Annotated in this window: 8 protein-coding genes and 1 pseudogene; 7 read left to right on the top strand and 2 right to left on the bottom strand. The window is 67.3% G+C overall.

Annotated features, from left to right (window positions below):
* The first annotated feature begins 116 nt into the window (after positions 1-116).
* Complete coding sequence (locus OG735_RS09300; protein WP_327322658.1) at positions 117-956, top strand: slipin family protein; 840 nt, start codon at positions 117-119, stop codon at positions 954-956.
* A gap of 222 nt (positions 957-1178) precedes the next feature.
* Positions 1179-2264, top strand: a complete 1086-nt coding sequence (locus tag OG735_RS09295; protein ID WP_327328252.1) for a S1 family peptidase — start codon at positions 1179-1181, stop codon at positions 2262-2264.
* A gap of 171 nt (positions 2265-2435) precedes the next feature.
* Here the strand turns inward: OG735_RS09295 and OG735_RS41890 are convergent, their stop codons facing one another.
* The gene (locus OG735_RS41890; RefSeq protein ID WP_442812398.1) at positions 2436-2732 is read right to left on the bottom strand and encodes a hypothetical protein; all 297 of its coding nucleotides are present in this window, start codon (positions 2730-2732) and stop codon (positions 2436-2438) included.
* A 141-nt stretch (positions 2733-2873) separates the two neighbouring features.
* Here OG735_RS41890 and OG735_RS09285 point away from each other — a divergent pair.
* The 5 genes and pseudogenes from OG735_RS09285 to OG735_RS09265 form a co-directional block, all read left to right on the top strand.
* Positions 2874-4787: pseudogene (locus OG735_RS09285) on the top strand (PHP domain-containing protein); the annotation flags it as partial.
* Between the two features lie 115 nt (positions 4788-4902).
* Entirely contained in the window at positions 4903-6450 is a 1548-nt protein-coding gene (locus tag OG735_RS09280) for an integrase (RefSeq protein WP_327322657.1), read from the top strand.
* A gap of 248 nt (positions 6451-6698) precedes the next feature.
* Positions 6699-8390: a hypothetical protein gene (locus OG735_RS09275; protein ID WP_327322656.1), complete on the top strand. Its 1692-nt coding sequence runs from the start codon at positions 6699-6701 to the stop codon at positions 8388-8390.
* Positions 8387-10579, top strand: coding sequence for a hypothetical protein (locus tag OG735_RS09270; RefSeq protein ID WP_327322655.1), 2193 nt, complete (start codon positions 8387-8389; stop codon positions 10577-10579). Before OG735_RS09275 ends, OG735_RS09270 begins: the two co-directional genes overlap by 4 nt.
* Positions 10560-11021 (top strand): hypothetical protein, encoded by a 462-nt coding sequence (locus OG735_RS09265; protein ID WP_327322654.1) that lies wholly within the window; start codon positions 10560-10562, stop codon positions 11019-11021. The genes OG735_RS09270 and OG735_RS09265 overlap by 20 nt, the downstream gene beginning before the upstream one ends.
* A 433-nt stretch (positions 11022-11454) precedes the next feature.
* Here the strand turns inward: OG735_RS09265 and OG735_RS09260 are convergent, their stop codons facing one another.
* Complete coding sequence (locus OG735_RS09260) at positions 11455-12156, bottom strand: response regulator transcription factor (protein ID WP_327322653.1); 702 nt, start codon at positions 12154-12156, stop codon at positions 11455-11457.
* Positions 12157-12343: the final 187 nt, after the last annotated feature.

Below are 12343 nucleotides of genomic sequence, written 5' to 3'. Positions count from 1 at the left end.
ACCGATTCGATGATTACCCATCAGCGGGTATACGGGGACTCCCTTTGACGTCATTTGAGGTCTACCGTCGAAGAGGTACGTGCACGCGCGTCCACATCGCACCCCAGGGGGCCGTGATGGTAGAGGCACTGGTGACGGCCGGCGCGACGGCACTGTCCGTCGGAGCCGTCTACGTGATGGCGGCGGCCCGGGTCGTCAAGCAGTACGAGCGGGGTGTGGTCTTCCGGCTCGGAAGGCTCAAGTCTTCAGTGCGCGGGCCAGGTTTCACGCTTGTTGTCCCGTTTGTCGACCGGCTGCGTAAGGTCAATATGCAGATCGTGACGATGCCGGTGCCCGCGCAGGACGGCATCACGCGGGACAACGTGACGGTCAGGGTCGACGCCGTGATCTATTTCAAGGTCGTGGACGCCGCGGAGGCCATCGTGCAGGTGGAGGACTATCGCTTCGCGGTCTCGCAGATGGCGCAGACATCACTGCGGTCGATCATCGGCAAGAGCGATCTGGATGATCTGCTCTCCAACCGCGAAAAGCTCAACCAGGGACTGGAGTTGATGATCGACAGTCCGGCGATGGGCTGGGGTGTGCAGATCGACCGGGTCGAGATCAAGGATGTGTCGCTGCCGGAGACGATGAAGCGGTCGATGGCGCGCCAGGCCGAGGCGGACCGTGAGCGCCGGGCCCGGGTCATCAACGCCGATGCCGAGCTCCAGGCCTCCAAGAAGCTGGCCGAGGCCGCCAAGGAGATGTCGGAGCAGCCGGCTGCCCTTCAGTTGAGGCTGCTGCAGACGGTGGTGGCCGTCGCGGCCGAGAAGAACTCCACCCTGGTGCTGCCGTTCCCGGTGGAGTTGCTGCGCTTCCTGGAGCGGGCCGCTCCGCCGTCGGCGGCACCGCCTCCCGCAGCGGCGCAACCGCCCTTGGAAACTGGTCCCGCAGAGTCGGAAACAAGACAGGACTAGTCCTTACGCGCTGCCCATGGCGTCGTTGCACGCGGTGTTCGCAAACGAAACCGACCAGTGTGGACGCTTTCCGTGAAGGCGGTGTGAACGCCCGCGCGTTGTCGTGTGCCCGTCCTGAAGTCGACCTTGTGTGCTACCGAGCGGTATCGGAATAGTGGGCGCTCCATCCTCCGTGTCCGGGCACCCCACTTGTCCGGGCGCGGCCCCCACAGGAGGTTGATGTTGAAGCACCGACGCATGCCCAAAAGGAAAGTGGCGATGGCAGGCGGCGCTGTTGTCGCCCTGGTAGCCGCGGGCGTCACCTTCCAGAGTGCGAACGCCAGTGACAACACTGAGCAGTTCGCCGCCAAGCCGCTGTCGGCGGTGGCGGCCGGAAACCTTGCTTCCACCCTCAGCAAGGACCTGGGCGCCGACTCGGCCGGCACGTACTACGACGCCGAGGCGAAGTCCCTCGTCGTGAACGTCGTCGACGAGGCGGCGGCCCAGATCGTCCGCAAGGCGGGCGGCAAGGCCAGAATCGTGGAGAACACCCTCGCCGAGCTGAAGACCGCCCGGCAGACACTTACCACCAAGGCGACCATTCCCGGCACCTCCTGGTCCGTGAACCCGGTCACCAACACGGTGGTCGTCACCGCCGACCGTACGGTCGAGGGCGCTCAGTGGACCAAGCTCAGCCAGGTGGTGAAGGCTCTGGGTGGCAAGGCGGAACTGAAGAAGTCCGCCGGGGAGTTCAAGCCGCTCATAGCGGGCGGCGACGCCATCCATTCGGGCGGCGGACGCTGTTCGCTCGGCTTCAACGTGGTCAAGGACGGCGAGCCGCACTTCATCACCGCCGGTCACTGCGGGAAGGCCGGCAGCGAGTGGTCCGCTTCCGCGGGCGGCGCGCCGATCGGCACCATGGTCGACTCGCAGTTCCCCGGCAACGACTTCTCGATCGTCAAGTACAGCGACAGCACCGAGCACCCGAGCGAGGTCAACCTCTACAACGGCAGCTCGCAGCCGATCACCAAGGCGGGTGAGGCGACCGTCGGCATGAAGGTGCAGCGCAGCGGTTCGACCACCCAGGTGCACGACGGTGAGGTCACCGGACTCGACGCCACGGTCAACTACGGCAACGGTGACATCGTCGAGGGCCTCATCCAGACCACGGTCTGCGCCGAGCCCGGCGACAGCGGCGGCTCGCTCTTCGCGGGCGACACCGCGATCGGTCTGACCTCCGGCGGCAGCGGCGACTGCTCCTCGGGTGGCGAGACCTTCTTCCAGCCGGTACCGGAGGCGCTCGCGGCCTTCGGCGCCGAGATCGGCTGACGCGCGCCCGGCAAGAACCGGGGCATCACCCCGGCCCCCCCAGTCCTCAAACGCCGGACGGGCTGAAAATTCAGCCCGTCCGGCGTTTGAGGCGCGGGGTCCGGGGCGGAGCCCCCAGTTCGCCGCCCGGCCCTCATACGAGGGGCCCGGCCGCGGTCCCGCCCCCGACTGTCACGTCGGCCCCGATCGTCCTCGGCGCCCGGTCACTCCGGAACAGCGCGCACGCCATCGTGACCAGCGCCCCGCCCACCGCCCACGCGGCGAGCACCACGACCAGCAGCCTGTCGGTGGTGCCCCGCGGGTCGAAATCTCGTGCGGCTTCGGCTGGTGGAAGGCGCCGATGTACGGCGTGATGAAGGCGAGCTGGAGCGCCGGCACCCCGATGACCAGGACCGCCGCCCGCGTACTCACCGCGTCCTTGACCTCGCTGAGGAAGCTCGTACGAGGGCCGTCCTGTGTCTGAGCCATGGCCCCACGCTCCGTGGCGCACGGTGTCCATGCAGGTGGGACGGGGCCGAAGGGCCGATGGGACCGGTGTCGCACGAATGTTCGAAACTTGGTCTATGGTGGAGACGGGGGAGGTGAGACGGTCTGATCCAGGAGGTGCGGGTGCCCGGGTTCACGCATCTGCACACCGTTTCCGGGTTCTCCCTGCGCTATGGAGCCTCGCACCCGGAGCGGCTTGCCGAGCGCGCCGCCGAGCGGGGCATGGACGCCCTCGCTCTGACCGACCGCGACACCTTCGCGGGCGCGGTTCGCTTCGCCAAGGCCTGCGACAAGGCCGGAGTGCGGCCGCTGTTCGGTGTGGACCTCGCGGTGGGCGAGCGGGCGCGCAAGGAGGGGCCCACCGAGCGGCGGCGTACCCCGGTGCGCGGCGGGGCGTTCGTGGACGAGTCCGCGCCCCGTACCGTCTTTCTCGCCCGGTCCCGCCAGGGCTGGGCCGAGCTGTGCCGCATGGTGACCGTCGCCCACGCGGCGGACGACGGCAGCCCGCTGCTGCCCTGGAGCGAGAACCACGGCGACGGGCTGGCCGTGCTGCTCGGCCCGGCATCCGAGATCGGCCGGGCACTGGCCGCAGGACGTCCCGACCGCGCGGCCGAGCTGCTCGTGCCCTGGCAGGAGCGCTACGGCGACCGGCTGCGCCTCGAGGTCGTGCACCACGGCCTCAAGGGCACCGGCCCCGGCTCGCTGCGACATGCCGCCCGCACCCTCGGCTTCGCCGCCGAACAGGGCGTACGGGCCGTGCTGACCAATGCCGTCCGGTACGCCGACCAGGGGCAGGGCCCGGTCGCCGACGTCCTCGACGCGGCCCGCCGCCTCGTCCCGATCGACCCGCGCAAGGGCCTCGACAGCGGGGAGCGCTGGCTCAAGGACCCGGCCGGGATGGCCAGTACCGCCGAGCGGGTCGCCGAAGCCGCCGGCTTCCGGCGCGACACCGCCCACCTGCTGCTCGCCATGACGGAGGAGACGGCGGCCGAGTGTCTGGTCGACCCCGAGGACGATCTGGGGATCGGCGCCGTCCACTTCCCGGAGCCGCATCTGGTCGGCGCGGGTCTGCGTACCCCGCAGCGGGTACTGGCCTCCCGTGCCGCCGCCGGAATGGTGCTGCGCGGCTATGACGGCCGCCGTGAGTACTGGGAGCGGATGCACCACGAGCTGGACATCATCGCGCACTGGGGCTATGCCTCGTACTTCCTGACGGTCGCTCAAGTCGTCGACAACGTACGGGAGATGGGCATCCGGGTCGCCGCGCGCGGCTCCGGGGCCGGCTCGCTCGTCAACCACCTCCTCGGCATCGCGCACGCCGACCCCGTGGAGCACGGGCTGCTGATGGAGCGCTTCCTCTCCAAGCGGCGCGCCGTACTGCCCGATATCGACATCGACGTCGAGTCCGCCCGTCGGCTCGAGGTCTACCGCGCGATCATCGGCCGCTTCGGCGAGGAGCGGGTCGCGACCGTCGCCATGCCCGAGACCTACCGGGTGCGCCATGCGGTACGGGACGTGGGCGCCGCGCTCTCCATGGACCCGGCCGAGATCGACAGGATCGCCAAGTCCTTCCCGCACATCCGCGCCCGCGACGCCCGCGCCGCCATGGAGGAACTGCCCGAACTGCGCGAGGTGGCAAGGGAGTACCGACAGGAAGGGGCACGGCACGGCCGGCTGTGGGAGCTGGTCGAGGCGCTGGACGCGCTGCCGCGCGGGATCGCCATGCACCCGTGCGGGGTGCTGCTCTCGGACGCCACGCTCCTCGCCCGTACGCCGGTGGTGCCCACCAGCGGCGAGGGCTTCCCCATGTCGCAGTTCGACAAGGAGGACGTGGAGGACCTCGGGTTGCTCAAGCTCGACGTCCTGGGGGTGCGGATGCAGTCGGCGATGGCGCACGCGGTCGCCGAGCTGCGGCGGGCGACGGGGGAGGAGCTCGACCTCGACGACCCGGAGCAGGTGCCGCCGGGCGATCCGGCGACGTACCAACTCATCAAGTCCACCGAGACGTTGGGCTGCTTCCAGATCGAATCGCCGGGCCTTCTCTATTGTCTGAGCCACTGTCGGTTTTCGGCTCGGAGGGGTCTGTATGGAGGAGTCCGAGGGCTCTTGGGCTGTCGAGTTCTACGATCTTCACCGGGACTGTCCTGCTCCCGTGGGCGACACGGATCTAGGGCAGTTCGGCGATGTGCACGAAAGAGCACGTGAGAACGGCGCGAGGGATGGCACGCCGATCCTGTGGTCGGCGCGGCACGGTGCGGACCCGTGGATCAACCTGTTCTTCCGGGCCGACGAGATCGTCTCCAAGCAGCGGACCACGTGGCGACGTTACGCCTACGCGCTCGTCGTCTGGTTGAACTTTCTGGAACAGCGGGGACGGCTCTGGTTCGAGGCAAGCACACGCGACTACACGGACTTCAAGCACTGGCGGATGGCGGATTCCCGTAACTGCGGGCGGGTGGAGGGGACGTCGTTCGACACCGACCGAGCTGGGCTGAAGAGGTTCTATGCCTGGGCCTCCAGCGAGTACGAGGTCTTCAATCCGATCCCGTCGCAGTCCGTTCAGTCGGGCGGCCATGGGTCAGGGCGGGATCCTTCGCGTCCTGCTGGAGCTCCTCGGCGTCAGGTGAAGTGGCTTCTGCGGAAGGCTTTCGAGCAGTGGCGGGACGTGGGGCTAAGGGGGTACGGGTTCGATGGCCTCCGCCCGGAGAGTTGGCACGGGTTCAACGAGGACCGCAACACTGCCTTCGTCGAGGGGTTGTGGGGAACGGGGCTGCGGCTGGAGGAGTGGGCGAGCCTCCTGGACGTCGAGCTGCCAGCGGCGCACGTGGACGGCCGGTACCCGAAGGCGTGGCTGGCAAAGGCTTGTGCCAAGGGGCGTCGTTATGGACGTAACTATCGAATTCCCCGAGCGGTTGTGAAAGCCGTGGCGGGTTACATGGATCTACTGGAGGGCTCTCGCGCAGAAGCGATTGAGCGGGCGCAGCGGGAAGGCCGGTACGAGCGTCTTCCGGGCCTCGTAATCGTGACCGGGCACAATCCGCGCAGGCGGGCGCTCAGAGTGCGTACTCCGCACGGGGGTTCGGCGACTGTGTCCCTCGATGTATTGGAACCGGCCGAGAGACATCGACTGTTCAGGGAGGCGCAAGGCGGGCTGGAGCCGCTCGCGGTCTGGTTGAGCGTTAACGGGATGCCGCACCAGGCCCACAGCTGGGAGAACACGTTCGCCGCCGCCAACTCCCGGGTCGCTGAGGCGTGGGCACGGTCACGGTGGCCGGGGTTCGAGGACCTCAGGGAAGAGGAACGGAGGAGGCGCGCAGCCCAATGTCCTCTGTGGGCCCGCCCACACATGATGCGTCACTCCTATGCCCTAGGGTGGTACTCCATCCTCAGCGCCGTGTGGGAGCAGCGTCTTCGAGGATTCACTGAGGCCGAGAAGCGGGCATTCCGCGAGCAGTTCGGCGACATCTGGTATCAGCTGGCGACAATGCTGGGGCATCGCAACCCGCAGACCACCAGAGACTGGTACCTGGCTCCTTTCACAGCTCTGGAAGTCGACTACCTGATGGCGTTGATCGACGGTGACCAACGGGAGGCTGTCGACATCCTGTTGGGGAGAATCGCCGCGGACAATGAACTGGTCCTTTCCCCCGTAGAAGTGGAGCAGGACCTCTCCCCCGATGACGAAGGTGATGACGCATGAGCCGGGGAGGTCGAAAGGCGCGCGTTCCTCCCGGCCATTGGGAGCCCCCAGAGCGACTTGTCATTACGGAGGAAGAGTGCAGCGTTCTCTTCGTTGAGGAGAAAGGACGACACAGCAGGATCTACGACTTCACGCAATTACAGGTCTGCACGGGGATCCAGCAGTGGTTTGCTCGTTCCTTCGCACGGTCCACCGGACCGACTTCAGGGGTCAAGCGGATCAGGGCGGCCAATGGCCTCTGGAGCGGTGTGAGCATCTTCGCGCAGCACCTTGCAGCGGCGAACCCTTCACCTCAACGCCCCGCGGACATCACTGCAACGCAGGTTAGAGAGGCCTTCCTCGCTGTACCACTGGGCTCCAGGAAGTCCCATGTCGAGCGGGTGCGTGCGATCTTTCGCGCGGACACAGAGTTGTCGGCCGAGGCACGGAATGCCATCTTGCATGGGCGACTGCCTGTCTACGAATCGAAGGTGCAGCCGTACAGCCACGATGAGCATCAGGAGCTCATGACCGCGGTCCGCCATGACATCCGCGTGGCACGGGACCGCATCTATGAAGGGCGAGAACTTCTTGCTGCATACCGCCGTGGCGATCTCGGCACTCCCGGCCGCCGCAACCATGTCGAGAAGGCCGGACGCGTGTTGGACATCCTTGACCGGACCGGGGACTTGCCCCGGCGCGTGACGCCGTCGTCGCCGCAAGGCGGTATTCCCCCATGGGTGCAGGCATTGGGCGGGGCCCACGATCTCGTTTCCCGGCTGACATTGACGCGCAGAGAGACGGTGGCGTTCTGTTTGATGCTTATCGATCTGACCAGCGAGAACTTCGGCACGATCGGGGAGTGGCCGGCGGCACACTTCCGGCCCGACGGCGGCCTGGGCGGGCCTGCGCTGGCTCTGGTGGACGGAGTCAAGCCACGTCGCGGGCCATCGTTGGAGTTCATGGTGACGCCGCTGGAGGACCTGCCTTCGGCGCTTGCCGACGTGTTGCAGGCAGAGGATCACGACAAGCACCTGTTCCGCTCCCCCTTGCGTATCTATCTACTGCTCCTGGACCTAACGGAACTCGTGCGACGCCACAGCGGGGGAAACCACGCAGTCTGCTACCCGAACGTCCGGGCCCAGCGCGGTTTGGCGTGGGCGCACGGTACATGCCGGAGCAATCTCGCAGACTGGGCCATTGGACATGGTTTCCGTCCCGTGAAGAGCACTGACAACAGGCAGCTTTCGAGCGGTGGTTCGCTCGGTGAGGCGTCCGGCGACGTGAAGGAACTAGACGGAGAAAGCGCGGATGAAGGGCTGTCGGTCAATGTGCACCGGCTGCGGCGGACTGTGCTGGAGCGCGGTGGACAGCCTGTGGCGCACACCAGGGAGACGTTCCACAACTATCTGAGGACAAGCCTGTCCGCGGTCGAACGCGGACGTGCGGTCATGCGCGAGGCGCTGGAGAAGGAGGTTGCGAAGGCACGGGCCGTTCAGGAGATTCCGGTTCTGACGGATGAGTTCCTCGCGCGAGCTGCCGAGGATCCGGAGCGAGCCGCGGCTGATGTGGGGCTGGACGCAAGGACTCTCGCTCGGCTGATCTCGGGTGAGCAGGATGCGGTCCTGGTGGCATGCACGCAGCCGGAGAACAGCCCGTTCACCGGCCCCAGCAAACCGTGCGGCGCGTCGTTCCTCGACGACTGCTTGCGCTGTGAGAACGCGCGTGCCCTGTCTCGCCAACTGCCAGTTCAGATCGAGGCCCACGAGCGACTCAGACACTTGCAGCGCGACCTCGATCCGCGCCTGTGGGACCACCGCCACGCCGAGCCGTTCGCCCGTCTGGCCAACCTGTTGGGGCAATACACCCAGGCCGAGCGGAGCGACGCACGTGACCGCGTTACCGCCGCCGAGCGAGCGCTCGTCGACGACCTCATCAACGGAAGGCTGGACCTGCGATGACCAGCGTATCGACGCCCGGCCCCGCCGCTGGCGTGGCCTTCATGCCCGGTCCGGACACACTGGTCCTGGCCCATCGACCGATGCGCGACTCGACGGACACCACTTCCCTGTCCCGATTCGGGGACCCGGTCTGGTACCTGGGTCCGGGATTGCTCGACGATCAGTTGTGCCCGGTCAGCGAGAACTGGGCTCGCCTGACGCCCGACGCCTTGCGGGACGCGTTCAAGACGCTCGCCTGGATCGCGCTGAACACAAACTGGCCTGCTCAGCTGCAACCGGGGCGGATCGACGAACAGCCCGAGATCCTCACGGTCCACAAGTGGCTCATGTCCATGTCGGTCTTCGCCAAGTGGCTGGACTCGCGCGGTGTCACGCGCCTGTGTGATGTCAGCAGCCGGGATCTGAGTCTGTACAAGAGCCATGTACTGGATCTGACGACCAGATCGACGAACGACAAGATGGGCCTGCTGCATGCGGTACGGGTCCTGTGGGGATACCGGGAGGTGCTTCCCCAGGAATACCGGTTGCCGCGGCGTCGGCCGTGGGGCTCCGCCTCGACAGAGGATCTAGTCGGAGGAAAACGCGATCAGAGCCCGTTCAACAAGACGCCACGCATCGCCCCCATCACCATGGAAGCCTTGCTGGCCTGGGCACTTCGGATGATCGAGGAATTCGGCCCCGACATCCGCAACGCAGCCCGCGAAGTACGAATGCTCCTGGCCGGGCAGCATCCAGTCACCCTGGCCGCACATGCAAGGTTCGCCGACGGCCCGTTGAAAGAGCGCTTCGCGCGCTACCTGGCCGAGCTGCAGCGCACCGGCAGAGGGCTGCCCGGGACACGTCGCCGTGAGCGCCACGGCGGTCAGCTCGGGCTGGATCACGAGCACATCGCCCGCATGGTGGCGTCCTACGGCTGCAAGGTGAAGTCGTACGACAGCCTGTTGCTGTCCATGGCCGAGGAGTACGGGCTGGAGCTGGAATCCGATGCTTTCTTCCTCGGTCCGATCACCGGGACGTTCCAGGGCGCTTCCTGGCGTGACCGTCCGATCGGTGTGCGCGAGGTCAACCAGCTTGTACGCTATCTGACGGCTGCATGCTTCGTCGTGATCTGCTATCTCTCCGGCATGCGCAGCGGGGAAGTCCTTCAGCTCCGTCGCGGCTGTCTGCGCGAGGACGAGAACGGCGGGTTCGTGCTCGTCGGTCGGCGCAGCAAAGGCGCCGATCATGTTCCCGCCCCTGATGCCGATGAGACCGCCGAGCGGCCCTGGGCCGTGGTCAGCGCAGTCGTTCCGGCCGTGGAGATGCTGGAGTCGCTCTCCGACGCTGAGCTGCTGTTCCCACCGAGTCGGCAACGCACCACGGTCCGCTCGCGCAGGAAACAGGCCAAACCAACGGGCACGATGAACGACGACGTCCGCGAGTTCATCGACTGGGTGAACGAGCGGTTCTCCGGCCCGGACGGTCCGGCCATCCCTCCGGACCCAACCAAGGTTGTGCACGCGTCGCGCTTCCGCCGTACGCTCGCGTACTTCGTCGTGCGACGCCCGGGCGGGCTCGCGGCGGCGCAGGCGCAATACGGGCACGTGAAGGCGAAGGTGACACTCGGTTACGCAGGAGATGCCGACACGAGTTGGATGGAAGACCTCGCCGTCGAGGAGTTGGAGATGCTCAGTGAGCAGGTGGACGAGGACCTTCGGGCACTCGACGAAGGCGAACATGTCAGCGGGCCCTCCGCGCAGGAATACCGGCGCAGAGTGCGCAAGGCGTCGGCCGCGTTCGCGGGCAGAGTCGTCAACCAGGCCGACAACGCACGACGTCTGTTGGCGAGCAAGCATCCGGACATCCATCACGGCCTGGGGATGACCTGCGTCTGGCGACTCGAGACCGCAGCCTGTCGAGAGGAGCGCGAGGCGGCTGGACTGAACGTGACCGAGCCGGACGAGCAACTGTGCCGCGCCACATGCACCAATCTCGCCTACACCGACCGCGATATCGAGAACAAGCGGTTGGAACTCGCCCGCTGGGAAGCCGCCGCGGCCGATCGGCTGTCGCCGAGGCCCCTGCGGGACCGGGCGGCGGCGAAGGCCGCCCCGATGCGCGCGGTGATCGCGGTACATGAGCAGGACCGGCGTGGGAGTGGCCCGGAAGACCCGATGGAGGAGCAAGCGGATGGGGCGCAGACCACGTGACCGGGACAAGGACGCCGCCGCGATCAAGGCGGCGGCTGAGCGGCTGCTGGCCGGCACGCCCCTGCGCTCGGTCTCGGGCAAGCTGACCGCCACCGAACTGATCGTCGAGTCCGGGCTGCGCCGTGACGTGGTCTATCCACAACACCAGGACCTGGTTGACGAGTTCAGGCTCAGTGTCAAGGCGCAAGGCAGAGTGCCCACAGCCGCCCAGGAGCTCGCCGAGCGGTACGCGGCCGTGGCCGAGGAGCTGAAGGAGGCGAAGCAACAGTTGGCAGCAGAACAGCAGTTGACTGCCTTCCTCCGCCGTACCACCGTGGAACTGTCGATCGAGGTGGAGAACCTCCGCCGTGAGCAGGAGGACGCCGCCGATGCCACGGTGGTGCACATGCCCAGGCGGCGCGGCCCAGGCCGCAGGTTCGTGACCACGGATCCAGGAACCTGAGCCACGCCCAGTGCCCGGGACGGGCACGGCATTTGCACACCACCCATACCAGCGTGCCGACGTCGTACCCGTCCCTTCATCCAGGCGAATGCGATGGTGTCCGGCGGGACGCCTCCTCGTGGCGGGCGTCGAAGCCGGTGGTCGGCCGCACTTGCTGCCGCGCCGTTTGCGGTTGGCCCGCCGGTCTTTGGGCTCGGGGATCGCGTACATCGGGGGACGCCGTACGGGGTCGCCGTGCGGGGAAAGCGCCCCGTGTTACTGCGCTGGGAGCGACGTCCCTGTGGCTGTTCCTGAGGGCATGCGGTCCCGAGTGCGGAGCCAATACCGTGGTGTACGGGGAGATCAACGCCCCGTCTGCGCGAGTCGGCCGGAGGAAACGATGAGGGAGGGCCATTCCGATCCCGGCTCCGGGGGCCTGTACGCGCTCGGCGTTTCAGCGGGATGGGTGGTCCGGGGCCTCGTGCTGCTCCAGCTGGGTCGCCAGGACCGCGGCCTGGACGCGGCGGTGAACGCCCAGCTTGGCCAGCAGGCGGGAGATGTGGTTCTTCACCGTCTTCTCGGACAGATACAGCCGCTTGCCGATCTGCCGGTTGGTGAGACCCTCTCCGATCAACGCGAGAATGTCCCGCTCACGCGGTGACAGGCCCGCCAGCGCGGGCGGCACGGCCTCCGAGTCGTTCGGCTCCGCCCGGAGGCTGCTCATCAGTCGGGCCGTCGTCGCGGGATCGAGCATGGACTGGCCCGAAGCGACCGTGCGCACCGCTGACACCAGGTCGGAGCCCTTGATCTGTTTGAGCACATACCCTGAGGCACCGGCCATGATCGCGTCTAGCAGGGCGTCCTCGTCGTCGAACGAAGTCAGCATCAGACAGGCCAACTCCGGCATACGGTTGCGTAGCTCGCGGCACACGCCGATACCGTCGCCGTCGGGCAGGCGTACGTCGAGCACGGCCACGTGTGGGCGCAGCGCCGGACCGCGCGCCAGCGCCTGTTCGACGCTGCCCGCGTCACCGACCACGGTGATGTCCGGCTCGGTGTCGAGGAGATCGGTCAGCCCGCGGCGTACGACCTCATGGTCGTCGACCAGGAACACCCGTACCGGATCCTCCGCGGTGAATGTCCGTGTCTCCGTCATGACGGCCCCTCGGTCGTGATCTCTCCCGCACTGCGGACTGCCTGAGACGATCATTGCCCTGCCTGGGGCAGGAGTACCAGGGCCGACCGGCCCTACTTGGGTCCGCTGGAGGCCCTGGTCGGCCCTCCTGCCATGGACCAGTGGCCCCTCCCGCCGCGGGCCACCGGATGTCATGTTGCTGCCAGTG

Source organism: Streptomyces sp. NBC_01210 (assembly GCF_036010325.1).
In the GTDB taxonomy this organism is placed as follows: domain Bacteria; phylum Actinomycetota; class Actinomycetes; order Streptomycetales; family Streptomycetaceae; genus Streptomyces.
This window is presented reverse-complemented; position numbering and strand designations above follow the sequence as displayed.

Excerpts from the sequence above, each read along its gene's own strand:
- OG735_RS09265 (WP_327322654.1), top strand. The coding sequence starts at position 10,560 with ATGGGGCGCAGACCACGTGACCGGGACAAGGACGCCGCCGCGATCAAG.
- OG735_RS09270 (WP_327322655.1), top strand. The coding sequence starts at position 8,387 with ATGACCAGCGTATCGACGCCCGGCCCCGCCGCTGGCGTGGCCTTCATG.
- OG735_RS41890 (WP_442812398.1), bottom strand. The coding sequence starts at position 2,732 with ATGGCTCAGACACAGGACGGCCCTCGTACGAGCTTCCTCAGCGAGGTC.
- OG735_RS09260 (WP_327322653.1), bottom strand. The coding sequence starts at position 12,156 with ATGACGGAGACACGGACATTCACCGCGGAGGATCCGGTACGGGTGTTC.
- OG735_RS09300 (WP_327322658.1), top strand. The coding sequence starts at position 117 with ATGGTAGAGGCACTGGTGACGGCCGGCGCGACGGCACTGTCCGTCGGA.